This is a genomic window from Mycobacterium colombiense (assembly GCF_003284975.1).
GTDB lineage: Bacteria > Actinomycetota > Actinomycetes > Mycobacteriales > Mycobacteriaceae > Mycobacterium > Mycobacterium europaeum_A.
The window spans coordinates 1-26,202 of record NZ_QMEU01000061.1 but is presented as its reverse complement, the minus strand read 5'-3'; the positions used below and the strand labels follow the sequence as shown (position 1 = coordinate 26,202).

General features: G+C 67.4%; 22 protein-coding genes and 1 pseudogene. 20 read left to right on the top strand and 3 right to left on the bottom strand.

Translation table 11 applies throughout. The annotated features are described in order from the left end of the window. The 5 genes and pseudogenes from DQP58_RS17960 to rplL form a co-directional block, all read left to right on the top strand. A pseudogene (locus DQP58_RS17960) lies at positions 1 to 202 on the top strand (malonyl CoA-ACP transacylase); the annotation flags it as partial. 5 nt (positions 203 to 207) lie between these two features. Beyond that, a complete protein-coding gene (locus tag DQP58_RS17955) occupies positions 208 to 1,125 on the top strand; it encodes an ROK family protein (RefSeq protein WP_112709615.1) in 918 nt (305 codons plus the stop codon). 32 nt (positions 1,126 to 1,157) lie between these two features. Beyond that, positions 1,158 to 1,598, top strand: a complete 441-nt coding sequence (locus tag DQP58_RS17950) for an anthrone oxygenase family protein (RefSeq protein ID WP_112709614.1) — start codon at positions 1,158 to 1,160, stop codon at positions 1,596 to 1,598. A gap of 248 nt (positions 1,599 to 1,846) precedes the next feature. Continuing rightward, positions 1,847 to 2,479, top strand: a complete 633-nt coding sequence (gene rplJ / locus DQP58_RS17945; protein ID WP_112709613.1) for a 50S ribosomal protein L10 — start codon at positions 1,847 to 1,849, stop codon at positions 2,477 to 2,479. 44 nt (positions 2,480 to 2,523) lie between these two features. After that, entirely contained in the window at positions 2,524 to 2,919 is a 396-nt protein-coding gene (gene rplL / locus DQP58_RS17940) for a 50S ribosomal protein L7/L12 (protein ID WP_066869254.1), read from the top strand. Positions 2,920 to 2,969: 50 nt separating this feature from the next. Here rplL and DQP58_RS17935 read toward each other — a convergent pair whose 3' ends face one another. Beyond that, the gene (locus tag DQP58_RS17935; protein WP_165827909.1) at positions 2,970 to 3,647 is read right to left on the bottom strand and encodes a TetR/AcrR family transcriptional regulator; all 678 of its coding nucleotides are present in this window, start codon (positions 3,645 to 3,647) and stop codon (positions 2,970 to 2,972) included. 71 nt (positions 3,648 to 3,718) lie between these two features. Between DQP58_RS17935 and DQP58_RS17930 the strand changes: the two genes are divergently transcribed. The 9 genes from DQP58_RS17930 (at position 3,719) to DQP58_RS17885 (ending at position 19,390) form a co-directional block, all read left to right on the top strand. Next, entirely contained in the window at positions 3,719 to 5,236 is a 1,518-nt protein-coding gene (locus DQP58_RS17930; protein WP_112709612.1) for a carotenoid oxygenase family protein, read from the top strand. A gap of 181 nt (positions 5,237 to 5,417) precedes the next feature. Continuing rightward, the gene (locus DQP58_RS17925) at positions 5,418 to 6,428 is read left to right on the top strand and encodes an ABC transporter ATP-binding protein (RefSeq protein ID WP_066869263.1); all 1,011 of its coding nucleotides are present in this window, start codon (positions 5,418 to 5,420) and stop codon (positions 6,426 to 6,428) included. 399 nt (positions 6,429 to 6,827) lie between these two features. Beyond that, a complete protein-coding gene (locus DQP58_RS17915) occupies positions 6,828 to 10,349 on the top strand; it encodes a DNA-directed RNA polymerase subunit beta (RefSeq protein WP_112709610.1) in 3,522 nt (1,173 codons plus the stop codon). A 68-nt stretch (positions 10,350 to 10,417) separates the two neighbouring features. Next, the gene (locus DQP58_RS17910) at positions 10,418 to 14,368 is read left to right on the top strand and encodes a DNA-directed RNA polymerase subunit beta' (RefSeq protein WP_112709609.1); all 3,951 of its coding nucleotides are present in this window, start codon (positions 10,418 to 10,420) and stop codon (positions 14,366 to 14,368) included. 144 nt (positions 14,369 to 14,512) lie between these two features. Next, on the top strand, positions 14,513 to 15,268 hold the full coding sequence (locus DQP58_RS17905) for a deoxyribonuclease IV (protein WP_112709608.1): 756 nt from the start codon (positions 14,513 to 14,515) through the stop codon (positions 15,266 to 15,268). Positions 15,269 to 15,319: 51 nt separating this feature from the next. After that, on the top strand, positions 15,320 to 16,957 hold the full coding sequence (locus tag DQP58_RS17900) for an acyl-CoA dehydrogenase family protein (RefSeq protein WP_112709607.1): 1,638 nt from the start codon (positions 15,320 to 15,322) through the stop codon (positions 16,955 to 16,957). Between the two features lie 8 nt (positions 16,958 to 16,965). Beyond that, positions 16,966 to 17,904, top strand: a complete 939-nt coding sequence (locus DQP58_RS17895; RefSeq protein ID WP_112709606.1) for a crotonase/enoyl-CoA hydratase family protein — start codon at positions 16,966 to 16,968, stop codon at positions 17,902 to 17,904. 2 nt (positions 17,905 to 17,906) lie between these two features. Continuing rightward, complete coding sequence (locus tag DQP58_RS17890) at positions 17,907 to 18,626, top strand: PaaX family transcriptional regulator C-terminal domain-containing protein (protein WP_112709605.1); 720 nt, start codon at positions 17,907 to 17,909, stop codon at positions 18,624 to 18,626. Continuing rightward, on the top strand, positions 18,623 to 19,390 hold the full coding sequence (locus DQP58_RS17885; RefSeq protein WP_112709604.1) for a crotonase/enoyl-CoA hydratase family protein: 768 nt from the start codon (positions 18,623 to 18,625) through the stop codon (positions 19,388 to 19,390). Before DQP58_RS17890 ends, DQP58_RS17885 begins: the two co-directional genes overlap by 4 nt. Before the next feature lie 4 nt (positions 19,391 to 19,394). On the opposite strand, the gene DQP58_RS17880 is transcribed toward DQP58_RS17885, so the two are convergent. Next, positions 19,395 to 19,880: a DUF3060 domain-containing protein gene (locus tag DQP58_RS17880; RefSeq protein WP_112709603.1), complete on the bottom strand. Its 486-nt coding sequence runs from the start codon at positions 19,878 to 19,880 to the stop codon at positions 19,395 to 19,397. A gap of 48 nt (positions 19,881 to 19,928) precedes the next feature. After that, entirely contained in the window at positions 19,929 to 20,306 is a 378-nt protein-coding gene (locus tag DQP58_RS17875; RefSeq protein WP_112709602.1) for a DUF3060 domain-containing protein, read from the bottom strand. Positions 20,307 to 20,506: 200 nt separating this feature from the next. On the opposite strand from DQP58_RS17875, the gene DQP58_RS17870 reads away from it, so the two are divergent. The 6 genes from DQP58_RS17870 to DQP58_RS17845 form a co-directional block, all read left to right on the top strand. Beyond that, positions 20,507 to 21,151 carry a TetR/AcrR family transcriptional regulator gene (locus tag DQP58_RS17870; protein WP_112709601.1) on the top strand — a complete coding sequence of 215 codons (645 nt, stop codon included), beginning with the start codon at positions 20,507 to 20,509 and terminating at the stop codon, positions 21,149 to 21,151. Positions 21,152 to 21,409: 258 nt separating this feature from the next. After that, positions 21,410 to 21,784 carry a 30S ribosomal protein S12 gene (gene rpsL / locus DQP58_RS17865; RefSeq protein ID WP_007767794.1) on the top strand — a complete coding sequence of 125 codons (375 nt, stop codon included), beginning with the start codon at positions 21,410 to 21,412 and terminating at the stop codon, positions 21,782 to 21,784. Beyond that, positions 21,784 to 22,254, top strand: a complete 471-nt coding sequence (gene rpsG, locus DQP58_RS17860) for a 30S ribosomal protein S7 (RefSeq protein WP_066869309.1) — start codon at positions 21,784 to 21,786, stop codon at positions 22,252 to 22,254. The genes rpsL and rpsG overlap by 1 nt, the downstream gene beginning before the upstream one ends. Before the next feature lie 81 nt (positions 22,255 to 22,335). Further along, positions 22,336 to 24,441 carry an elongation factor G gene (fusA, locus tag DQP58_RS17855; RefSeq protein WP_066869313.1) on the top strand — a complete coding sequence of 702 codons (2,106 nt, stop codon included), beginning with the start codon at positions 22,336 to 22,338 and terminating at the stop codon, positions 24,439 to 24,441. A gap of 109 nt (positions 24,442 to 24,550) precedes the next feature. Further along, a complete protein-coding gene (gene tuf / locus DQP58_RS17850) occupies positions 24,551 to 25,741 on the top strand; it encodes an elongation factor Tu (protein ID WP_044483827.1) in 1,191 nt (396 codons plus the stop codon). Positions 25,742 to 25,905: 164 nt separating this feature from the next. Then, a partial coding sequence (locus DQP58_RS17845) for a PE family protein (protein WP_240629933.1) occupies positions 25,906 to 26,202 on the top strand: 297 nt, incomplete at its 3' end.

Sequence of the window (26,202 nt, the reverse complement as noted above, 5' to 3'; positions counted from 1 at the left end):
ACACGGTTGGCGCACACCGGCGCTGGCCGCGCCGCCGCTGGACGAGGTGCGCCCGGCGATCGAAGAGCATCTGCGCGGCTCCGCGCGGCGACGCGCGTTCCGGCTGTGGCTGGACGAGCGCCGCGCCGCGCTGGTGGAGCTGGCGCCCGGCTACGAGCATCCCGGTGACCCCCGGCAACCCGACAACACCCACCGGCACTGAGCGCCGTGCTCACCCTCGCGCTGGACATCGGCGGCACGAAAATCGCTGCGGGGCTGGTAGATTCGGGAGGAAAGCTGGTGTACACCGCCATCCGCCCCACGCCGGTCACGACCGTCCCCGACGACGTCTGGGCCGTCGTCGAAGCGACGATCGCCGACGCGCTGGCGGCGAGTGACGCCAGCGTCACGGCGGTGGGGATCGCGTCGGCCGGGCCCATCGATCTGCGCAGCGGCTCCGTCAGCCCCATCAACATCGGCAGCTGGGACCGGTTCCCGTTGCGCGACAGGGTCGCCGCGGCGGTGCCCGGGCTGCCGGTGGTTCTGGCCGGCGACGGCGTCTGTATGGCGTTGGGGGAGCACTGGATTGGCGCGGGCAAAACGGCGGGACCCGACGCCCGATTCCTGCTCGGCATGGTGGTCTCCACCGGGGTGGGCGGCGGCCTGGTGCTCGACGGCGTCCCCTACTCGGGGCGCACCGGCAACGCCGGTCACGTCGGGCACGTGGTGGTCGAGCTGGACGGCCGGCCCTGCACCTGCGGCGGGCACGGCTGCGTCGAAACCGTCGCGTCCGGGCCGTGGATGGTGCGCTGGGCGCGGGAAAACGGATGGTCCGCGCCGGCCGGCGCCGGCGCGAGCGACCTGGCCGCCGCCGCGGCATCGGACCCGTTGGCGCAGCGGGCGTTTCAGCGCGGAGCCAACGCGCTTGCCGCGATGATCGCCTCCGTCGGTGCGGTGTGCGATCTGGACCTGGTGGTGATCGGGGGAGGCGTCGCCAGATCCGGGCCGCTGCTCTTCGACCCGCTGCGCGCGAAGCTCGCCGGATACGCCGGCCTGGACTTCTTGTCCGGGCTGCGGGTGGTGCCGGCCGAACTCGGCGGTGCGGCCGGCCTGATCGGCGCCGCCCGGCTCGCGGGCCTCGGCTGACCCGGTGCGGGTTTCATGCCAAGGTCATTGTCATGAACCACAGCATCGACGCCCTCGCGGTCGTGGTCACCGGGCTGCTGGTCGGTGTGGAGCTGGCGGTCGCGGTGTTCTTCCACCCGCTCATCGCCCGGCTGCCCGACGACGCCTTCCGGGCGGCGCGCGGCGGCGCCGGCCGGGCCCTGGGCACGACGATGCCCTTCTGGTACGCCATCGTGCTGCTGCTGTTGGTGTCGCTCGCGATCCAGGAGCGCGGCGCCCCACGCGATTGGCTCTGCGGCATCGCCGCGGGCCTGATGGCCGTGGTGGTGCTGCTGACGGTCACCCTGCTGGTGCCGATCAACAACCGCATCGCGAAGTGGCCCAGCACCGGTGAGCTCTCGCGCGAGCTCGCCGCCCGCTGGGATCGCCGGCACCGCGTGCGGGTGATTCTGCTGTTGGCGGCGTTCGTGCTACTAGCCCTCGCCGTCACCTGAGTCCGCCGTTTTGGCTGACCGCGCCAGGTCGCGCTATTCTGTTGGCCGATCCACCGAAGACCGTCGGTCACCGAGCAATCGGTTGAAGGTCCGGGAGCATCCCGGCGGCCCACGCAGGAGGACGAGGCATCAGTGCCGGCCCGCGCCGGCGCCTATTTCACGCCCCGGCCGCTTCTGCGCCGGGGCGTTCGTCGTTCTTGGGGGATCGAGACGACACGTCGCATTGACTTTCACTTCAGGAGGTAGGCATGGCCAGGGCTGACAAGGCCACCGCCGTTGCAGACATCGCCGAGCAGTTCAAGGAATCGACCGCGACCCTGATCACGGAATACCGCGGTCTGACCGTCGCCAACCTGGCCGAGCTGCGGCGCTCGCTGGGCGGGGCGGCCACCTACTCGGTGGCCAAGAACACGCTGGTCAAGCGGGCGGCCTCGGAGGCCGGGGTCGAAGGGCTCGACGAGCTTTTCGCGGGCCCGACGGCCATCGCCTTCGTCACCGGGGAACCGGTCGACGCCGCCAAGGCGATCAAGACCTTCGCCAAGGAACACAAGGCGCTGGTCATCAAGGGCGGCTACATGGACGGCCGTGCGCTGACGGTCGCCGAAGTTGAGCGCATCGCCGACCTCGAGTCGCGCGAGGTGCTGCTGGCCAAGCTGGCCGGCGCGATGAAGGGCAACCTCGCCAAGGCGGCCGGGCTGTTCAACGCCCCGGCGTCGCAGGTCGCCCGCCTGGCGGCCGCCCTGCAGGAGAAGAAGGCCGCAGAAGGGCCAGCAGCTCCGGCGGCTCCGCCCGCTGCCGCGGAACCCGCCGCGGAGTCCACCGGAGAACCCGCTTCGGAAGCACCCGCCGAGGCGCCGGAAACCCCGGCCGAAGCCGAATAACAACCACCCCGGAACCTGGGAAAAACAAGGAAGGACCCACACCCATGGCAAAGCTGTCCACTGACGACCTGCTCGACGCGTTCAAGGAAATGACCCTGCTGGAGCTGTCCGACTTCGTGAAGAAGTTCGAGGAGACCTTCGAGGTCACCGCGGCCGCCCCGGTCGCCGTTGCCGCCGCCGGCGGTGGCGCCGCCGGTGGCGCGCCCGCCGAGGCCGCCGAGGAGCAGTCGGAGTTCGACGTCATCCTCGAGGCCGCCGGTGACAAGAAGATCGGCGTCATCAAGGTGGTCCGCGAGATCGTCTCCGGCCTGGGCCTCAAGGAGGCCAAGGACCTGGTCGACGGCGCGCCCAAGCCGCTGCTGGAGAAGGTGGCCAAGGAGGCCGCCGACGAGGCCAAGACCAAGCTCGAGGCCGCCGGCGCCACCGTCACCGTCAAGTAAGTCACTGCGCACCAAACCCCCGGGACCACCGTCCCGGGGGTTTCGTGCGCTCAGCGCCCCTGCATCGCCGTGTGCAGCGACCGCGTCACCCGCTCCGGTGAATCACCAAGGGCGACAAGCAGGTTCGACGTCATCGAGCCCAGCACTCCGACGACGGCCGAGCTGTCAGCGCCGTAATAGCCGGCCAGCTCCAGCATGACGAACCCGTGGATCAACGCCCAGAACTGGGCCGCGGTGGCCACCACGGTCGCGTCGTCGGTCGCGGCACCGACGGTGATCCGGCCGGCCACCATGCAGCGGTGCACTCCGCGCACCACGTGCGCGAAGCTCGGGTAGTCCCGCTCGATCTCGGCGACGGTTAGCGTCAGGACGTTGTGGGCGGGTGCGTTGATGCCGTGCGCGCTGGTGCTGCCGAACATCAGCCGGTACATGTGCGGGCGCTCGATGGCATAGCGGCGGTAGGCCGCCCCGATCACGAACAGGTCCGCGACCGGGTCGTCGGTGCGCGGCACCGTCAGCGCGGCGTCGAACTGCCGCAGGCCCTCCTCGGCCACCTCGGCGATGAGCCCGCGCATCCCGCCGAAATGGGTGTAGACCGCCATCGTGGAAGTTCCCGCGGCGCCGGCCACCTTGCGGGTCTGCAGGGCGTCGGGCCCGTCCTCGTCGAGCAGGGCGACCGCCGCGTGCAGCATTCCCTCGCGGACGCTGCGCTGAACGTCTGAAGTCATCGTTGCCATCTTCTCATCGGCGGCGTACCGTGCCAATAACGCTGAAATAACAATGTTATAGGAGCTCAGCCATGGCGACCGCGACACCCGTCAAGCCCGGCAATCCCTACCTCGAGGACTTTCTGGCGCCGGTGCGCACCGAGGTCACCGCGCACGACCTGCGCGTCACCGGGCGCATCCCCGACCACCTCGACGGGCGCTACCTGCGCAACGGGCCCAACCCCGTCGCCGAGGTGAACCCGGCCGTCTACCACTGGTTCAGCGGCGACGGCATGGTGCACGGGGTGTCGCTGCGCGGGGGCGAGGCGCGCTGGTATCGCAACCGGTGGGTGCGCACCGCCCACGTCTGCGCCGAACTCGGCGAGCCGGCGCCCAGCGGACTGAACCCGCGGGCGGGCATGCTCTCCGTCGGGCCCAACACCAACGTGCTGAGCCATGCCGGACAAACCCTCGCGCTCGTCGAAGGGGGCGGGGCGAACTACCGCCTGACCGACGAGCTGGACACCGAGGGCCCCTGCGATTTCGACGGGACGTTGTTCGGCGGCTACACCGCCCATCCGCACGCCGATCCGCGAACCGGCGAATTGCACGCGGTCTCCTACTCGTTCACCCGCGGGCACACCGTGCAGTACTCGGTCATCGACACCGCCGGCCGGGCCCGGTGCACGGTGGACATCGAGGTCGGCGGGTCGCCGATGATGCACGACTTCTCGCTGACCGACAAATACGTGGTGATCTACGACCTGCCGGTGACCTTCGACCCCGTGCAGGTGATGCCGACGAACGTGCCGCGCTGGCTGAGTCTGCCGGCCCGGCTGGTGCTGCAGTCGCTCATCGGACGCGTGCGGGTGCCCAGCCCGGTGACGACCGCGATCAACCGCAATCGCCAGCCGACCAACCGGATGCCCTACCGCTGGAACCCCGGCTACCAGGCGCGCATCGGCGTCATGCCGCGCGAGGGCGGCGGGAGCAGTGCGGGCAAGGATGCCATCCGCTGGTTCGACATCGAACCCTGCTACGTCTACCACCCCCTCAACGCCTACTCCGAGATGCGCGCTGGCGCAGAGGTTCTGGTGCTCGACGTGGTGCGCTACTCGCGGATGTTCGACCGCGACCTGCGCGGTCCCGGCGACAGCCTGCCGACGCTGGACCGCTGGACCGTCAACCTGGCCACCGGGGCGGTGACCAGCGAGCGCCGCGACGATCGCCCACAGGAATTTCCACGGATCAACGAGACGCTGTTGGGTGGGCGGCACCGGTACGGCTACACCATCGGCACCGAGGGCGGTTACCTGTCCGGCGGGGCGTCCGAGATGACCACCGCCCTGTACAAACACGACTACGTCACGGGTTCCTGCGCGGCCGCCGGCCTCGATGCCGGCCTTTTGCTCGGCGAGATGTCCTTTGTGCCCAATCCCACACCCCGCGCCGAGGACGACGGCATCCTGATCGGCTTCGGCTATCACCGCGAGCACGACGAGGGCCAACTGCTCTTGCTGGACGCGCAGACGCTCGAGCAGGTCGCCACCGTGCACCTGCCGCAGCGGGTGCCGATGGGCTTCCACGGCAACTGGGCGCCCACCGGCTAACGTTTGGCTAACACGCGCGTCAAATAAGTTGTGCCATCGGGGCTTCCGGGTGATCTCAGGACGGCCAATTTTTCCGGCAGTGCTCCGCATCCCTGATGCCGTGTGGCAGCCGTGCGCTACAGTGACTCATGCCACACAAAAGGGCAGGTGGCGGGCACGAGTGTCGACGGAAGGATTCCCCATGGGCGTCGCTATCGAGGTGAATGGACTCACGAAGTCCTTCGGCTCCTCGAGGATTTGGGAAGACGTGACGTTGGAAATCCCCGCCGGGGAGGTCAGCGTCCTGCTGGGGCCGTCGGGTACCGGCAAATCCGTGTTCCTGAAGTCCCTGATCGGTTTGTTGCGGCCCGAGCGCGGCTCGGTCGTCATCGACGGCACGGACATCCTGCAATGTACGGCCAAGGAGCTCTACGAGATCCGGACGCTGTTCGGCGTGATGTTCCAGGACGGTGCCCTGTTCGGATCGATGAACCTGTTCGACAACGCGGCTTTCCCGCTGCGCGAGCACACCAAGAAGAAGGAAGGCGAGATCCGTGACATCGTCATGGAGAAGCTGACCCTGGTCGGTCTCGGCGGCGACGAGAAGAAGTTCCCCGGAGAGATCTCCGGCGGTATGCGCAAGCGCGCCAGCCTGGCCCGCGCCCTGGTGATGGACCCGCAGATCATCCTGTGCGACGAGCCCGACTCCGGTCTGGACCCGGTCCGTACCGCCTACCTGAGCCAGTTGATCCTCGACATCAATGCCCAGATCGACGCCACGGTGCTGATCGTCACCCACAACATCAACATCGCCCGCACGGTGCCGGACAACATGGGCATGCTGTTCCGCCGCAAGCTGGTCATGTTCGGCCCGCGCGAGGTGCTGCTGACCAGCGACGAGCCCGTCGTGCGGCAGTTCCTCAACGGTCGCCGGATCGGCCCGATCGGCATGTCCGAGGAGAAGGACGAGGCGACCATGGCCGAGGAGCAGGCCGCACTGGACGCCGGCCAGCATGCCGGCGGTGTCGAGGAGATCGAGGGCGTGCCCCCGCAGATCGTCGCGTCGCCGGGCATGCCGGAGCGCAAGGCCGTCGCTCGCCGTCAGGCGCGGGTGCGTGAGATCCTGCACACCCTTCCGCAGAAGGCCCAAGCCGCGATCATCGACGACATGGAGGGCACCCATAAGTACCGCGCACACGAGGTCGGCGAGTAGGCAGCGGCATCCGGCGGTTCGCGATAACTCCGCGTAACACTCCCGGCCCGCCCTCTTGACGACAGGCCCTAAACGGGCCAGTCTGTTGGGCAGCATGTACCTGAATGGCCCAAGGGAAGTCGAGATCGCCAGCCAGCGCCGATGTCCCCGGACTGCTAATGCTGGGCAGTTGAGGAATGCGCGGTCCTGCGCTATTGTTGGACGTTGCGCTGGCTACCTCCTGCCCACCTCACCCGCCACCTGACACTGTGGTCTAAGCCTGAGCCCCTTACATGGCTTAGTTCTAGTTGCGCGTGAGACCCGGACAGTTCGTTCGCCGGCCGAACCGACACAATTCGCGGCGAGCTGGCCGGTGGTCCCGGCCTTCGTGAGTCGCACGAGGTGCTGGAAGGATGCATCTTGGCAGATTTCCGCCAGAGCAAGACGGATCGCCCACAAAGTTCCTCTAACGGAAGTTCCTCAAACGGCTCCGTGCCCGGAGCGCCCAACCGAGTTTCCTTCGCCAAGCTCCGTGAACCGCTCGAGGTTCCCGGCCTGCTTGACGTGCAGATCGACTCCTTCGAGTGGTTGATCGGCGCGCCGCGGTGGCGCGAGGCCGCCGCCGCCCGAGGGGACGTCACTCCGGTGGGCGGCCTGGAAGAGGTGCTCTACGAGCTTTCGCCGATCGAGGACTTTTCCGGCTCGATGTCGCTGTCGTTCTCCGACCCGCGTTTCGACGAGGTCAAGGCGCCGGTCGACGAGTGCAAAGACAAGGACATGACGTACGCGGCCCCGCTGTTCGTCACGGCCGAGTTCATCAACAACAACACCGGCGAGATCAAGAGCCAGACGGTGTTCATGGGTGACTTCCCGATGATGACCGAGAAGGGCACCTTCATCATCAACGGCACCGAGCGTGTCGTGGTCAGCCAGCTGGTCCGCTCGCCCGGCGTGTACTTCGACGAGACCATCGACAAGTCCACCGAGAAGCTGCTGCACAGCGTCAAGGTGATCCCCAGCCGGGGCGCCTGGCTGGAGTTCGACGTCGACAAGCGCGACACCGTCGGCGTGCGCATCGACCGCAAGCGCCGCCAGCCCGTCACCGTGCTGCTCAAGGCGCTCGGCTGGACCAACGAGCAGATTACCGAGCGGTTCGGCTTCTCCGAGATCATGATGTCGACGCTGGAGAAGGACAACACCGCCGGCACCGACGAGGCGCTGCTGGACATCTACCGCAAGCTGCGTCCGGGCGAGCCGCCGACCAAGGAGTCCGCGCAGACCCTGCTGGAGAACCTGTTCTTCAAGGAGAAGCGCTACGACCTGGCCCGCGTCGGCCGTTACAAGGTCAACAAGAAGCTCGGCCTGAACGTGGGCGAGCCGATCACCAGCTCGACGCTGACCGAGGAAGACGTCGTCGCCACCATCGAGTACCTGGTGCGGCTGCACCACGCCCGTGCGGATGGCCAGGCCGCTGTCATGACTGTTCCCGGCGGCACCGAGGTGCCGGTGGAGACCGACGACATCGACCACTTCGGCAACCGGCGGTTGCGCACGGTCGGCGAGCTGATCCAGAACCAGATCCGGGTCGGCATGTCCCGGATGGAGCGCGTCGTGCGCGAGCGGATGACCACCCAGGACGTCGAGGCCATCACGCCGCAGACCCTGATCAACATCCGGCCGGTCGTCGCCGCGATCAAGGAGTTCTTCGGCACCAGCCAGCTGTCGCAGTTCATGGACCAGAACAACCCGCTGTCGGGGCTGACCCACAAGCGTCGCCTCTCGGCGCTGGGGCCCGGTGGTCTGTCCCGTGAGCGCGCCGGCCTGGAGGTCCGTGACGTCCACCCGTCGCACTACGGCCGCATGTGCCCGATCGAGACCCCGGAGGGTCCGAACATCGGTCTGATCGGCTCGCTGTCGGTGTACGCCCGGGTCAACCCGTTCGGCTTCATCGAGACGCCGTACCGCAAGGTGGTCGACGGTGTGGTCTCCGACGAGATCCACTACCTGACCGCCGATGAGGAGGACCGCCACGTCGTGGCGCAGGCCAACTCGCCGATCGACGACAAGGGCCGGTTCGAGGAGTCGCGCGTCCTGGTCCGCCGCAAGGCGGGCGAGGTCGAGTACGTCCCGTCCTCCGAGGTGGACTACATGGACGTGTCGCCGCGCCAGATGGTGTCGGTGGCCACGGCCATGATCCCGTTCCTCGAGCACGACGACGCCAACCGCGCCCTGATGGGTGCCAACATGCAGCGCCAGGCGGTTCCGCTGGTGCGCAGCGAGGCGCCGCTGGTGGGCACTGGCATGGAGCTGCGCGCGGCGATCGACGCCGGCGACGTGGTGGTGGCCGACAAGGCCGGGGTGATCGAGGAGGTCTCCGCCGACTACATCACCGTGATGGCCGACGACGGCACCCGGCACACCTACCGGATGCGCAAGTTCGAGCGGTCCAACCACGGCACCTGCGCCAACCAGTCGCCGATCGTCGACGCCGGTGAGCGGGTGGAGGCCGGTCAGGTCATCGCCGACGGTCCGTGCACCGAGAACGGCGAGATGGCGCTCGGCAAGAACCTGCTCGTGGCGATCATGCCGTGGGAAGGGCACAACTACGAGGACGCGATCATCCTGTCCAACCGCCTGGTTGAGGAGGACGTGCTCACCTCGATCCACATCGAGGAGCACGAGATCGACGCCCGCGACACCAAGCTGGGCGCCGAGGAGATCACCCGGGACATCCCGAACGTCTCCGACGAGGTGCTGGCCGACCTGGACGAGCGCGGAATCGTGCGCATCGGTGCCGAGGTCCGCGACGGCGACATCCTGGTCGGCAAGGTCACCCCGAAGGGTGAGACCGAGCTGACCCCGGAGGAGCGGCTGCTGCGCGCGATCTTCGGCGAGAAGGCCCGCGAGGTCCGCGACACCTCACTGAAGGTGCCGCACGGCGAGTCCGGCAAGGTCATCGGCATCCGGGTGTTCTCCCGCGAGGACGACGATGAGCTGCCGGCCGGTGTCAACGAGCTGGTGCGCGTCTACGTGGCCCAGAAGCGCAAGATCTCCGACGGTGACAAGCTCGCCGGACGCCACGGCAACAAGGGCGTCATCGGCAAGATCCTGCCGCAGGAGGACATGCCGTTCCTGCCGGACGGCACGCCGGTGGACATCATCCTGAACACCCACGGTGTGCCGCGACGGATGAACATCGGCCAGATCTTGGAGACCCACCTCGGGTGGGTGGCCAAGTCCGGCTGGAACATCGAGGGCACGCCCGACTGGGCGGCGAACCTGCCGGAGGAGCTGCGGCACGCACAGCCGGACCAGATCGTGTCCACGCCGGTGTTCGATGGCGCCAAGGAGGAGGAGCTGGCCGGCATGCTGTCCTGCACGCTGCCCAACCGCGACGGCGAGGTCATGGTCGACGGCGACGGCAAGGCGGTGCTGTTCGACGGCCGCAGCGGCGAGCCGTTCCCGTACCCGGTCACCGTTGGCTACATGTACATCATGAAGCTGCACCACCTGGTGGACGACAAGATCCACGCCCGCTCCACCGGTCCGTACTCGATGATCACGCAGCAGCCGCTGGGTGGAAAGGCGCAGTTCGGTGGTCAGCGCTTCGGTGAGATGGAGTGCTGGGCCATGCAGGCCTACGGCGCGGCGTACACGCTGCAGGAGCTGTTGACCATCAAGTCCGACGACACCGTCGGCCGCGTCAAGGTGTACGAGGCGATCGTCAAGGGCGAGAACATCCCGGAGCCGGGTATTCCCGAGTCCTTCAAGGTGTTGCTCAAGGAGCTGCAGTCGCTCTGCCTCAACGTCGAGGTGCTCTCCTCCGACGGTGCGGCGATCGAGTTGCGCGAAGGCGAGGACGAGGACCTCGAGCGGGCAGCGGCGAACCTGGGAATCAACCTGTCCCGCAACGAATCTGCGTCTGTTGAGGATCTGGCTTAGCGGCAATCCCGTTGCAGCCAAGCCAGCCTCTTATTGGTAACTAAACCCGCAAGGGGAAAGGGAGTTACGTGCTCGACGTCAACTTCTTCGATGAACTCCGTATCGGCCTGGCCACCGCGGAGGACATCAGGCAATGGTCTTACGGCGAGGTCAAGAAGCCGGAGACGATCAACTACCGCACGCTGAAGCCGGAGAAGGACGGCCTGTTCTGCGAGAAGATCTTCGGACCGACTCGCGACTGGGAGTGCTACTGCGGCAAGTACAAGCGGGTCCGGTTCAAGGGCATCATCTGTGAGCGCTGCGGCGTCGAGGTGACCCGCGCCAAGGTGCGTCGCGAGCGGATGGGTCACATCGAGCTGGCCGCTCCCGTCACGCACATCTGGTACTTCAAGGGCGTGCCATCGCGGCTGGGGTACCTGCTCGACCTGGCGCCCAAGGATCTCGAGAAGATCATCTACTTCGCCGCCTACGTCATCACCTCGGTCGACGAGGAGATGCGCCACAACGAGCTCTCGACCCTCGAGGCCGAAATGATGGTGGAGCGCAAGGCCATTGAGGACCAGCGCGACGCCGACCTGGAGGCCCGCGCCCAGAAGCTCGAGGCCGACCTGGCTGAGCTGGAGGCCGAGGGCGCGAAGGCCGATGCGCGCCGCAAGGTTCGCGACGGCGGCGAGCGCGAGATGCGTCAGCTGCGCGACCGCGCCCAGCGCGAGCTGGACCGGCTCGAGGAGATCTGGACGACCTTCACCAAGCTGGCCCCCAAGCAGCTGATCGTCGACGAGAACCTCTACCGCGAGCTGATCGACCGGTTCGGCGAGTACTTCACCGGCGCCATGGGTGCGGAGTCGATCCAGAAGCTGATCGAGAACTTCGACATCGACGCCGAGGCCGAGTCGCTGCGTGACGTCATCAAGAACGGCAAGGGGCAGAAGAAGCTTCGGGCCCTCAAGCGGCTCAAGGTGGTCGCCGCGTTCCAGCAGTCGGGTAACTCCCCGATGGGCATGGTGCTCGACGCGGTGCCGGTGATCCCGCCGGAACTGCGCCCGATGGTGCAGCTCGACGGTGGCCGGTTCGCCACCTCCGACCTCAACGACCTGTACCGCCGGGTGATCAACCGCAACAACCGCCTCAAGAGGCTGATCGACCTCGGCGCGCCCGAGATCATCGTCAACAACGAGAAGCGGATGCTGCAGGAGTCCGTGGACGCGCTGTTCGACAACGGCCGCCGCGGCCGTCCGGTCACCGGGCCGGGTAACCGCCCGCTGAAGTCGCTGTCGGATCTGCTCAAGGGTAAGCAGGGCCGGTTCCGCCAGAACCTGCTCGGTAAGCGCGTCGACTACTCGGGCCGTTCGGTCATCGTGGTCGGCCCGCAGCTCAAGCTGCACCAGTGCGGTCTGCCCAAGCTGATGGCGCTCGAGCTGTTCAAGCCGTTCGTGATGAAGCGACTGGTCGACCTGAACCACGCGCAGAACATCAAGAGCGCCAAGCGCATGGTGGAGCGCCAGCGTCCCCAGGTGTGGGATGTCCTCGAAGAGGTCATCGCCGAGCACCCGGTGCTGCTGAACCGCGCGCCCACCCTGCACCGCCTCGGCATCCAGGCCTTCGAGCCGATGCTGGTGGAGGGCAAGGCAATTCAGCTGCACCCGCTGGTGTGTGAGGCGTTCAATGCGGACTTCGACGGTGACCAGATGGCGGTGCACCTGCCGCTGTCCGCCGAGGCGCAGGCCGAGGCACGCATCCTGATGCTGTCGAGTAACAACATCCTGTCGCCCGCGTCCGGCCGACCGCTGGCCATGCCGCGTCTGGACATGGTGACCGGTCTGTACTACCTGACCACCGAAGTCGACGGGGACAAGGGCGAATTCAAGGCGGCCGCCAAGGATGAGCCCGAGGTCGGGGTGTACGCCTCGCCGGCCGAGGCGATCATGGCGTCGGACCGTGGCGTGCTGTCGGTGCGGGCCAAGATCAAGGTGCGGCTGACCCAGTTGCGTCCGCCGGCCGAGATCGAGGCCGAGCTGTTCGGCGCCAACGGCTGGCAGCCCGGCGATGCCTGGTTGGCCGAGACCACCCTGGGCCGTGTGCTTTTCAACGAGCTGCTGCCGGTGGGCTATCCGTTCGTGAACAAGCAGATGCACAAGAAGGTGCAGGCGTCGATCATCAACGATCTGGCCGAGCGCTACCCGATGATCGTGGTCGCGCAGACCGTGGACAAGCTCAAGGACGCCGGTTTCTACTGGGCGACCCGCAGCGGTGTCACGGTGTCGATGGCCGACGTGCTCGTCCCGCCGCGCAAGAAGGAGATCCTCGACCAGTACGAGGAGCGTGCCGAGAAGGTCGAAAAGCAGTTCCAGCGTGGTGCTTTGAACCACGACGAGCGCAACGAGGCGCTGGTGGAGATCTGGAAGGAAGCCACCGACGAGGTCGGTCAGGCGCTGCGTGAGCACTACCCGGCCGACAACCCGATCATCACGATCGTCGACTCGGGCGCCACGGGTAACTTCACCCAGACGCGAACGTTGGCCGGCATGAAGGGTCTGGTGACCAACCCGAAGGGTGAGTTCATCCCGCGTCCGGTCAAGTCCTCGTTCCGTGAGGGCCTGACCGTGCTGGAGTACTTCATCAACACCCACGGCGCTCGAAAGGGCTTGGCGGACACCGCGTTGCGTACCGCCGACTCCGGGTACCTGACCCGTCGTCTGGTGGACGTGAGCCAGGACGTCATCGTCCGCGAGCACGACTGCGAGACCGAGCGGGGCATCCTCGTCGAGCTGGCCGAGCGCCAGCCCGACGGCACCGTGATCCGTGACCCGTACATCGAAACCTCGGCGTACGCACGGACGTTGGGCGCCGACGCGGTCGACGAGGCCGGCAACGTCGTCGTTCCACGTGGCGAGGACCTGGGTGACCCGGAGATCGAGGCCCTGCTGGCCGCGGGTATCACGTCGGTCAAGGTGCGCTCGGTGCTGACGTGTACCACCGGCACCGGCGTGTGTGCCACCTGCTACGGGCGGTCCATGGCCACCGGCAAGCTGGTCGACATCGGCGAGGCCGTCGGTATCGTCGCGGCGCAGTCCATCGGTGAGCCCGGTACCCAGCTGACCATGCGTACCTTCCACCAGGGTGGTGTCGGCGAGGACATCACCGGCGGTCTGCCCCGGGTGCAGGAGCTGTTCGAGGCGCGCATCCCGCGCGGCAAGGCGCCAATCGCCGACGTCACCGGGCGGGTCCGTCTCGAGGACGGTGAGCGCTTCTACAAGATCACCATCGTTCCCGACGACGGCAGCGAAGAGGTCGTGTACGACAAGCTGTCCAAGCGGCAGCGGCTGCGGGTGTTCAAGCACGAGGACGGTTCCGAGCGGGTGCTCTCCGACGGCGACCACGTCGAGGTGGGCCAGCAGCTGATGGAAGGCTCGGCCGACCCGCACGAGGTGCTGCGCGTGCAGGGCCCCCGCGAGGTGCAGATCCACCTGGTCCGTGAGGTCCAGGAGGTCTACCGCGCCCAGGGTGTGTCGATCCACGACAAGCACATCGAGGTGATCGTTCGCCAGATGCTGCGCCGCGTCACCATCATCGACTCGGGCTCGACGGAGTTCCTGCCCGGCTCGCTGATCGACCGCGCGGAGTTCGAGGCGGAGAACCGCCGCGTGGTGGCCGAGGGCGGCGAGCCCGCGGCCGGGCGTCCGGTGCTGATGGGTATCACGAAGGCGAGCCTCGCCACCGACTCGTGGCTGTCCGCGGCGTCGTTCCAGGAGACCACGCGCGTGCTGACCGATGCGGCGATCAATTGCCGCAGCGACAAGCTCAACGGTCTGAAGGAGAACGTGATCATCGGAAAGCTGATCCCGGCCGGTACCGGTATCAACCGGTACCGCAACATCCAGGTGCAGCCGACCGAGGAGGCCCGGGCCGCCGCGTACACGATCCCGTCCTACGAGGATCAGTACTACAGCCCGGACTTCGGCCAGGCCACCGGTGCCGCGGTGCCGCTGGACGACTACGGCTACAGCGACTACCGCTAGTCCGCAAACGAAAAAGCCCCGGGCCCCACAGAAGAGGCCCGGGGCTTTTTCGTACCCGCCGAGTGTCACGCCAGCGTGGCTGCGGCGACCCGATGTCACGCTGGCGTGGCGCTGGCGTCGGCCGCCCCAACTAGACTGGCCCCCGTGCTCATCGGTTCACACGTCCGCAACGACGATCCGCTGGCCGCCGCGCAGGCCGACGGAGCCGACGTCGTGCAGTTCTTCCTCGGCAACCCGCAGAGCTGGAAGAAGCCCAAGCCCCGCGAGGACGCCGAGGCGCTCAAAGCGTCGACCGTGCCCCTGTACGTCCATGCGCCGTACCTCATCAACGTCGCGTCGGCGAACAACCGCATCCGGATCCCGTCGCGCAAGATCCTGCAGGACACCTGCGACGCGGCCGCGCAGATCGACGCGACGGCGGTCATCGTGCATGGCGGCCACGCCGACGACGACGACATGAAAGCCGGCTTCCAGCGCTGGGTCAAAGCGCTGGACTACCTGGAATCCGACGTGCAGGTGTATCTGGAGAACACCGCCGGCGGAGACCACGCGATGGCCCGTTATTTCGACACCATCGGCCGGCTGTGGGATCACATCGGCGACAAGGGAATTGGCTTCTGCCTGGACACCTGCCACGCCTGGGCCGCCGGGGAGGCCCTGATCGACGCGGTCGACAGGATCAAGGCCCTGACCGGACGCATCGACCTGGTGCACTGCAACGACTCGAGGGACGCGGCCGGGTCCGGCGCCGACCGGCACGCCAACTTCGGCACCGGCCACATCGACCCGCAGCTGCTCGTCGCGGTGGTCGAGGCCGCCGGCGCGCCGGTGATCTGCGAAACCGCGGACGAGGGCCGCAAAGACGACATCGCCTTCCTGCGGGAGAACGTCAAGGTCTAACCCGCTGTTACACCTCTTGTGCAGCTGTCGGGAAAATGTAACATTGGAGGCATGCCCGATACGCATGTCGTCACCAACCAGGTCCCGCCCCTGGAGAACCACAATCCCGCCAGCTCCGCGGTGCTCATCGAGGCCCTGATCCGCGAGGGCGGCCAGTGGGGCCTGGACGAGGTGAACGAGGTCGGCGCGCTGTCGGCCACCCGCCAGGCGCAGCGGTGGGGCGAGCTCGCCGACCGCAACCGGCCCGTCCTGCACACCCACGACCGCAACGGCCACCGCATCGACGAGGTCGAATACGACCCCGCCTACCACGAACTGATGCGCGCGGCGATCGCCCACGGCATGCACGCCGCGCCCTGGGCCGACGAGCGGCCGGGCGCGCACGTGGTCCGCGCCGCCAAGACGTCGGTGTGGACGGTCGAGCCGGGCCACGTCTGCCCGATCTCGATGACGTACGCCGTCGTTCCCGCGCTGCGCTTCAACCCCGAGCTGGCCAAGGTGTACGAGCCGCTGCTGACCAGTCGCGAATACGACCCCGAGCTCCGGCTGGCCACCACCAAGCCGGGCATCACCGCGGGCATGTCGATGACGGAGAAACAGGGCGGCTCCGACGTGCGCGCCGGCACCACCCAGGCCATCCCCATTGGCCCCAACGCCTCCGGCACCTACAGCCTGACCGGTCACAAGTGGTTCACCTCGGCGCCGATGTGCGACATCTTCCTGGTGCTCGCGCAGGCACCCGGCGGCCTGTCGTGCTTCCTGCTGCCGCGGGTACTGCCCGACGGCACCCGCAACCGGATGTTCCTGCAGCGGCTCAAGGACAAGCTCGGCAACCACGCCAACGCGTCCAGCGAGGTCGAATACGACGGCGCCATCGCGTGGCTGGTGGGGGAGGAAGGGCGCGGCGTGCCCACCATCATCGAGATGGTCAACCTGACCCGGCTGGACTGCACCCTGGGCAGCGCCACCAGCATGCGCACCGGTCTGACCCGCGCGATCTACCACGCCCAGCACCGAAAGGCGTTCGGCGCCTACCTGATTGACCAACCGCTGATGCGTAACGTGCTGGCCGACCTGGCCGTCGAGGCGGAGGCGGCGACCATGGTCGCGATGCGGATGGCCGGGGCAACCGACAAGGCCGTGCGCGGCGACCAGCGCGAGGCGCTGCTGCGCCGGATCGGCCTGGCGGCCAGCAAGTACTGGGTGTGCAAGCGCTCCACCCCGCACGCCGCCGAGGCGCTGGAATGCCTGGGCGGCAACGGCTATGTCGAGGACTCCGGCATGCCGCGGCTGTACCGGGAGGCCCCGCTGATGGGCATCTGGGAGGGCTCGGGCAACGTCAGCGCGCTGGACACGTTGCGCGCCATGGCCACTCGTCCCGAATGCGTCGAGGTGCTGTTCGACGAGCTCGCCGACGGCGCGGGCCAAGACCCGCGCCTGGCCGCCCACGTCGCGCGGCTGCGCGACCAGCTGGCCGACCTTCAGACCATCGCCTACCGCGGCCGCAAGGTCGCCGAAGACATCTGCCTGGCGCTGCAGGGCTCGCTGCTGGTGCGCCACGGCCACCCCGCCGTCGCCGAGGCCTTCCTGACGACCCGGCTCGACCGACAGTGGGGTGGCGCGTTCGGCACCATGCCCGACGGGCTCGACCTCGCACCGATCCTGGAGCGGGCGCTGGTCAAGGGCTGAGCCACAACATGACTCACGCGATCAGACCGGTCGACTTCGACAACCTCAAAACGATGACCTACGAGGTCACCGATCGGGTTGCCCGCATCACGTTCAACCGGCCGGACAAGGGCAACGCGATCGTCGCCGACACCCCGCTGGAGCTCTCGGCCTTGGTGGAGCGTGCCGATCTCGACCCTAACGTCCACGTCATCCTGGTGTCCGGCCGCGGCGAGGGCTTCTGCGCGGGCTTCGACCTGAGCGCCTACGCCGATCGCACCGGCTCGGCCGGCGGCACCGGCGCGTACCAGGGCACCGTTTTGGACGGAAAGACCCAGGCGGTCAACCATTTGGCGGATCAGCCGTGGGACCCGATGATCGACTACCAGATGATGAGCCGCTTCGTGCGGGGCTTCTCGAGCCTGATGCACGCCGACAAGCCGACGGTGGTCAAGATCCACGGCTACTGCGTGGCCGGCGGCACCGACATCGCGCTGCACGCCGACCAGGTGATCGCCGCCGCCGACGCCAAGATCGGCTACCCGCCGACCCGGGTGTGGGGCGTACCGGCGGCCGGCTTGTGGGCGCACCGGCTCGGCGACGCCCGCGCGAAAAGGCTGTTGTTCACCGGTGATTGCATCACCGGCGCGCAGGCCGCCGAGTGGGGCTGGGCGGTTGAGGCGCCGGATCCGGCCGACCTCGACGAGCGCACCGAACGGCTGGTCGAGCGGATCGCCGCGGTGCCGGTCAACCAGCTGATCATGGTCAAGCTTGCGCTGAATTCCGCGCTGCTGCAACAGGGCGTGGCGACCAGCAGGATGGTCAGCACGGTGTTCGACGGCGTCGCCAGGCACACGCCCGAGGGCCACGCCTTCGTCGCCGATGCGGTCGAGCACGGGTTCCGCGAGGCGGTGCGGCACCGCGACGAACCGTTCGGCGACCACGGCCGCCGCGCGTCCGGAGTGTAGCCATGCCGGACATGACAGCGCGGTCGGTGGTGCTCAGCGTGCTGCTCGGCGCTCACCCCGCCCACGCCCGGGCCAACGAATTGGTCAGGCTCACTTCCGATTTCGGCATCAAGGAGTCGACGCTGCGGGTGGCGCTGACCCGGATGGTCGGCGCAGGCGACCTGATCCGCTCCGCCGACGGCTATCGGCTCTCGGATCGCTTGTTGGCCCGCCAGCGGCGCCAGGACGATGCCATCGACCCGCGGGTGCAACCCTGGACCGGGGAGTGGATCACGCTCATCGTCACCAGCGTGGGCAAGGACGCCCGGACCCGCGCGGCTCTGCGAACCACCTTGCACGACAAGCGCTTCGGTGAGCTTCGCGAGGGGGTGTGGATGCGCCCCGACAACATCGACGCGGGGCCCGGCCCCGAGGTCGCGGCGCAGGCGCGGGTGCTGCGGGCGCGCGACGACGACCCCGCCGAGCTGGCCGGGCAGCTGTGGGACCTGCCCGCCTGGACGCAGACCGGGCACCGGTTGCTCGACGAAATGGCCGCGGCGCCAGACATTCCCGGCCGCTTTGTGGTCGCCGCCGCCACGGTGCGCCACCTGCTCACCGACCCGGTGCTGCCCGACGAGCTACTGCCGGCCGACTGGCCGGGCGCCCGGCTGCGGACGGCCTACCACGACTTCGCCGCGGAGCTGCTCGAGCGGCGCGAACCACTATTTGCGGAGGCGACATGACAGATCCGGTGCGGGTCGAGCGCAACGGCCCGGTGACCACGGTGATCATCAACCGCCCCGGCGCGCGCAACGCGGTCAACGGCCCGACGGCCGCCGCGCTGCATGCCGCCTTCGAGGAGTTCGACCGCGACGACACCGCATCGGTGGCCGTGCTGTGGGGCGAGGGTGGAACCTTCTGTGCGGGAGCCGATTTGAAGGCCTTCGGCACGCCCGATGCCAACGCCGTGCACCGCACCGGCCCCGGCCCCATGGGCCCGACGCGGATGGTGCTGTCCAAACCCGTCCTCGCCGCGGTGAGCGGCTACGCCGTCGCCGGGGGTCTGGAACTGGCCATCTGGTGTGACCTGCGGGTGGTCGAGGAGGATGCCGTGTTCGGCGTGTTCTGCCGGCGCTGGGGGGTACCGCTGATCGACGGCGGCACCGTGCGGCTGCCGCGCCTGATCGGCCACAGCCGGGCGATGGACATGATCCTCACTGGCCGGGCGGTGGCGGCCGGCGAAGCCCAGGCCATCGGGTTGGCGAATCGCGTTGTCCCCAAGGGTCAATCGCGCCAGGCGGCCGAGGAATTGGCGGCTCAACTGGCGGCGCTGCCGCAGCAGTGCCTGCGCTCCGACCGGCTCTCGGCGCTACATCAGTGGGGCACAACGGAATCCGATGCGCTCGACTTCGAATTCGCCAGCATCTCCCGGGTGGCCGCGGAGGCGAACGAAGGGGCCGGGCGCTTCGCGGCGGGCGCCGGCCGGCACGGGGCGCCGGCCGGCTGACGCCTCAGCTGCCCTTGTTGATCGTGTTGCTCTGGCCGATCTTGTCGACCTTGGGGTCACCGTCTTTGTAGGTGATGGTGTTGTTCATGCCCAGCACGGTGATGCGGGTGTTGACCTTGTCGAACGTGATCTTGTTGTTGGTGCCGGTGACGGTGGCCGTCTCGCAGGTGCCCGTGATGGTCAGGGTGTTGTCCGAGCCGCCGACGTTCAGCGACTTGCCGCTGGCGCAGTCCAGGGTGGTGGTGGTGCCCATCGATCCGTAATTGATGGTGTTGCCGATCTCGATGGACGCGGTGGTGCTGGCCCCGCTGGTTCCCGTCGTCGGCGCGGCGCTGGCACTCGTCGTCGCGCTGCTCTTCGTGGTGGTCGTCGACGATCCCGCCGGCGGGTTGGCCGTCGAACTGCAGCCGGACAGCACCATGGCCGCGGCGGCCGGCGTCACGGCGAGCACGGCCAAGCGCTGCGAACGGTCACGCATGTAGGCGGGCATGTGTCCTCGATTCCCCTCGATTGGCGATGATGGTGTGGTGGGCGCCGCTCAGCCCGGCACCTGCTGCAGCCGGTTGGTCATGCCCAGTTCGCGGCCGCGGTCCCACAGGGCGGGCTGGCCGTTCTTGTAGAACACCGTCTGGTTGTAGCCGTACACGGTGATGTCATGCGAAACCGAGTCGGCGATGACGGTGTTCGACGAACCCATCACCGTCACGGCGTAGCAGTTGCCCAGCGCGGTGACCGTGATGCCGGTGCCGTTGACCATCAGCGTGGCGTCGTTGCAGTCGACCGTCTGCTCGATGTCTTCCCCGACCACGTGGGTGTCACCGTTCTTGGCCTGCGCGACGCCCGGCGGGGCGGCGGCGCCGGCAACGACGGCGATGACACAGGTGGCCAGTGACCCGGCGACAGTCGTCCACTTCACTGCGGGCCCCCTTTTTCCGACGGGTCGGCTGCTCGAAACGAGCAAGCATGACATTACGTGCATTTGCCTGCCGGGTGGCAGAGTTTATTTTTCCCTTGCCGGGCCCCCGCATCGCCTCCGGGGAGATGAATGTACGAACGGGCGTCAACTAGAGTCATTAGTTAACCGCATCCCGAACATGCAATCGAAGGGCGACCGCCATGGCAGCTCCACCGGATCCGCCCTCGGCGGCCGGGCGCCAACGCGCGGGCCGGCCCGCCTCCCGTCCGGCCAAGCTCAGCCGCGACGGGATCATCGACGGCGCGCTGACGTTCCTGGACCGCGAGGGCTGGGACGCCCTGACCATCAACGCGCTGGCGATGCAGCTCGGCACCAAGGGTCCGTCGCTGTACAACCACGTCGACAGCCTGGAGGACCTGCGCCGCGCGGTGCGGATCCGCGTGATCGACGACATCATCACGATGCTCAACCGCGTCGGCGAGGGCCGCGCCCGCGACGACGCGGTGTTGGTGATGGCGGGTGCCTACCGCAGCTACGCCCACCACCATCCGGGCCGCTACTCGGCCTTCACCCGGATGCCGCTGGGCGGTGACGATCCCGAGTACACCGCCGCGACCCGCGGGGCCGCCGCTCCAGTGATCGCCGTGCTCTCGTCCTACGGTTTGGACGGCGAGGCGGCCTTTTATGCGGCGCTGGAGTTCTGGTCCGCCCTGCACGGGTTCGTATTGCTGGAGATGACCGGTGTGATGGACGACATCGACACCGACGCGTTGTTCTCCGACATGGTCCTGCGGCTGGCGGCCGGTCTGGAAAGGCGCACCGCCGCCGATGGCGCCCGCTACTAGCCGGATGCGCCCGCCGTCGCTTTGACCTGCGAGACCGGCGGCGGGTATTGTGGTCCCTCGTGCCTGGCGGCTTACGGCGCCTAACCGTAAGGAAGTGGATGCCGGGCGAATTCGCGTGTCCACGAAGCATCGGACCTCGTCCGGTGCGCAGCGCATGCGACACACCCGGACGCGGGGTGACGCGGACGGTCATAACTGCAGTACACAGGCTTGAAAACGCTAGAAGTATGCCGAACACGAACACAGAAAGCCTCCTAGATGCCAACCATTCAGCAGCTGGTCCGCAAGGGTCGCCGCGACAAGGTCGCCAAGGTCAAGACCGCGGCCCTGAAGGGCAGCCCGCAGCGCCGTGGCGTATGCACCCGCGTGTACACCACCACCCCGAAGAAGCCGAACTCGGCGCTTCGGAAGGTCGCCCGCGTGAAGCTGACCAGCCAGGTTGAGGTCACGGCCTACATCCCCGGCGAAGGCCACAACCTGCAGGAGCACTCGATGGTGCTGGTGCGTGGTGGTCGTGTGAAGGACCTTCCCGGTGTCCGGTACAAGATCATCCGCGGCTCGCTGGACACCCAGGGTGTCAAGAACCGCAAGCAGGCTCGTAGCCGTTACGGCGCCAAGAAGGAGAAGAGCTGATGCCGCGCAAGGGGCCCGCGCCGAAGCGTCCGTTGGTCAATGACCCGGTCTACGGGTCGCAGCTGGTGACGCAGCTGGTGAACAAAGTTCTGTTGGACGGGAAGAAATCGCTGGCCGAGCGCATTGTTTATGGTGCGCTCGAACAGGCCCGCGACAAGACTGGCACCGACCCGGTGATCACGCTCAAGCGGGCGATGGACAACGTCAAGCCCTCCCTCGAGGTGCGCAGCCGTCGCGTCGGTGGCGCTACCTACCAGGTCCCGGTCGAGGTTCGTCCGGACCGCTCGGTGACGCTGGCACTGCGCTGGCTGGTCAGCTTCTCCAAGCAACGCCGCGAGAAGACCATGGTGGAGCGGCTGGCCAACGAGATCCTGGATGCCAGCAATGGCCTCGGCGCCGCCGTCAAGCGGCGCGAGGACACCCACAAGATGGCCGAGGCCAACCGCGCCTTCGCGCACTATCGCTGGTAGGGGGCGGCGTCCAACGGCAGAGCGGCCGGGCGCAAACCGACAGCGAACTAACCAAGCAATCGAAAGAGTGGGAAGACTTCTGTGGCACAGAAGGACGTGCTGACCGACCTCACCAAGGTCCGCAACATCGGCATCATGGCGCACATCGACGCCGGCAAGACGACGACGACCGAGCGCATCCTCTACTACACCGGTATCAGCTACAAGATCGGTGAGGTGCACGACGGCGCCGCCACCATGGACTGGATGGAGCAGGAGCAGGAGCGGGGCATCACCATCACCTCCGCGGCCACCACCTGCTTCTGGAACGACAACCAGATCAACATCATCGACACCCCCGGCCACGTCGACTTCACCGTCGAGGTGGAGCGCAGCCTGCGCGTGCTCGACGGTGCCGTGGCCGTCTTCGACGGCAAGGAGGGCGTCGAGCCGCAGTCCGAGCAGGTGTGGCGGCAGGCCGACAAGTACGACGTCCCGCGCATCTGCTTCGTCAACAAGATGGACAAGATCGGGGCCGACTTCTACTTCTCCGTGCGCACCATGGAGGAGCGGCTGGGCGCCAACGTCATCCCGATCCAGATCCCCGTCGGCTCCGAGGGCGACTTCGAGGGCGTCGTCGACCTGGTCGAGATGAAGGCCAAGGTGTGGAGCGCCGAGGCCAAGCTCGGCGAGAAGTACGACGTCGTCGACATCCCTGCCGACCTGGCCGAGAAAGCCGAGGAGTACCGCACCAAGCTGCTCGAGGCCGTCGCCGAGACGGACGAGGCGCTGCTGGACAAGTACCTCGGCGGTGAAGAGCTCACGATCGAGGAGATCAAGGGCGCGATTCGCAAGCTGACCATCAGCTCGGAGGCCTACCCGGTGCTGTGCGGCAGCGCGTTCAAGAACAAGGGCGTTCAGCCCATGCTGGACGCCGTCATCGACTACCTGCCGTCGCCGCTGGACGTCCCGCCCGCCGAGGGCCACGTCCCCGGCAAGGAAGAGGAGCTGATCACCCGCAAGCCGTCGACGGACGAGCCGTTCTCGGCGCTCGCGTTCAAGGTGGCCACGCACCCGTTCTTCGGCAAGCTGACCTACGTCCGGGTCTACTCGGGCAAGGTCGACTCGGGCAGCCAGGTCATCAACTCCACCAAGGGCAAGAAGGAGCGGCTGGGCAAGCTGTTCCAGATGCACTCCAACAAGGAGAACCCCGTGGAGACCGCCTCGGCCGGTCACATCTACGCGGTGATCGGACTCAAGGACACCACGACCGGTGACACGCTGAGCGACCCGAACCAGCAGATCGTGCTGGAGTCGATGACCTTCCCCGACCCGGTCATCGAGGTGGCCATCGAGCCCAAGACGAAGAGCGACCAGGAGAAGCTGTCGCTGTCGATCCAGAAGCTCGCCGAGGAAGACCCGACCTTCAAGGTGCACCTGGATCAGGAGACCGGCCAGACCGTCATCGGCGGCATGGGCGAACTGCACCTGGACATCCTGGTGGACCGGATGCGGCGCGAGTTCAAGGTCGAGGCCAACGTCGGCAAGCCGCAGGTGGCCTACAAGGAGACCATCAAGCGGGCCGCGCAGAACGTCGAGTTCACCCACAAGAAGCAGACGGGTGGCTCGGGTCAGTTCGCGAAGGTGATCATCAACCTCGAGCCGTTTACCGGCGAGGACGGTGCGACCTACGAGTTCGAGAACAAGGTCACCGGTGGGCGCATCCCCCGGGAGTACATCCCGTCGGTGGACGCCGGTGCGCAGGACGCCATGCAGTACGGCGTGCTGGCCGGCTACCCGCTGGTGAACCTCAAGGTCACCCTGCTCGACGGGGCGTTCCATGAGGTCGACTCCTCGGAAATGGCCTTCAAGATCGCCGGTTCCCAGGTGCTGAAAAAGGCTGCGGCGCAAGCGCAGCCGGTCATCCTGGAACCGATCATGGCCGTCGAGGTCACCACGCCCGAGGACTACATGGGCGACGTGATCGGCGACTTGAACTCCCGCCGTGGCCAGATCCAGGCCATGGAGGAGCGGAGCGGCGCGCGCGTGGTCAAGGCGCATGTGCCGTTGTCGGAGATGTTCGGCTACGTCGGCGACCTGCGGTCCAAGACCCAAGGCCGGGCGAACTACTCCATGGTCTTCGACTCCTACGCCGAAGTGCCGGCGAACGTGTCGAAGGAGATCATCGCGAAGGCGACGGGTCAGTAGAAAACCCTCGGAGTAATCTTGCCGGGTCATTGGAATGCCTTGGGCGCGGCACAACTGAAAACACCAACACTGCTTTAACAAGCACCAACTAGTCCAGGAGGACACAGAAGTGGCGAAGGCGAAGTTCGAGCGGACGAAGCCGCACGTCAACATCGGGACCATTGGTCACGTTGACCACGGCAAGACCACGCTGACCGCGGCTATCACCAAGGTTCTGCATGACAAGTACCCCAACCTGAACGAGTCGCGCGCATTCGACCAGATCGACAACGCGCCCGAAGAGCGTCAGCGCGGTATCACGATCAACATCTCTCACGTGGAGTACCAGACCGAGAAGCGTCACTACGCCCACGTCGACGCCCCGGGTCACGCCGACTACATCAAGAACATGATCACCGGTGCGGCCCAGATGGACGGCGCGATCCTGGTTGTCGCCGCCACCGACGGCCCGATGCCGCAGACCCGTGAGCACGTGCTGCTCGCGCGTCAGGTCGGCGTGCCCTACATCCTGGTCGCGCTGAACAAGGCCGACATGGTCGACGACGAGGAGCTGCTCGAGCTCGTCGAGATGGAGGTCCGCGAACTGCTGGCCGCCCAGGAGTTCGACGAGGACGCCCCGGTCGTGCGGGTCTCGGCGCTCAAGGCGCTCGAGGGCGACGCCAAGTGGGTCGAGTCGGTCGAGCAGCTGATGGAGGCCGTCGACGAGTCCATCCCGGACCCGGTCCGCGAGACGGAGAAGCCGTTCCTGATGCCCGTCGAGGACGTCTTCACCATCACCGGTCGTGGCACCGTGGTCACCGGTCGTGTCGAGCGCGGCATCATCAACGTCAACGAAGAGGTCGAGATCGTCGGCATCAAGCCGACCAGCACCAAGACCACCGTCACCGGCGTGGAGATGTTCCGCAAGCTGCTCGACCAGGGGCAGGCCGGCGACAACGTCGGGCTCTTGCTGCGCGGTATCAAGCGTGAGGACGTCGAGCGCGGTCAGGTCGTGACCAAGCCCGGCACCACCACCCCGCACACCGAGTTCGAGGGCCAGGTCTACATCCTGTCCAAGGACGAGGGCGGCCGGCACACGCCGTTCTTCAACAACTACCGTCCGCAGTTCTACTTCCGCACCACCGACGTGACCGGTGTGGTGACGCTGCCGGAGGGCACCGAAATGGTGATGCCCGGTGACAACACCAACATCTCGGTGAAGCTGATCCAGCCCGTCGCCATGGACGACGGTCTGCGGTTCGCGATCCGTGAGGGTGGCCGCACCGTCGGCGCCGGCCGGGTCGTCAAGATCATCAAGTAGTTCGAACCAACCGCAAAGCCCGGATCGCCGACTCGGCGATCCGGGCTTTGTGCATCTCCGGCGATGTCGGGCCCGGCCAACGCGGGAGAAGTCATGCGGCGAGGCGGCCGGCTGGTTTAGGATTTGCTCATAATTCCCCTGACTTTCGGGCGGGTGAGGTGCCGATGTCATACGTTCAAGCGACTCCCGAATTCGTGGCGGCGGCCGCGGGGGATCTGGCCCGGATCGGGTCGACGATCACCTCCGCCAACACCGCCGCGCTGGGGCCCACCTCGAGCGTGCTGGCCCCCGGCGCCGACGAGGTGTCGGCCAGCATTGCCGCACTGTTCGATGCGCACTCCCAGGTCTATCAGGCGCTGAGCGCCCAGGCCGCCGCGTTCCACAGCCAGTTCGTGCAGCTGATGAACGGCGGTGCGGCGCAGTATGCCTTCGCCGAGGCCGCCAACACCACGCCCCTGCAG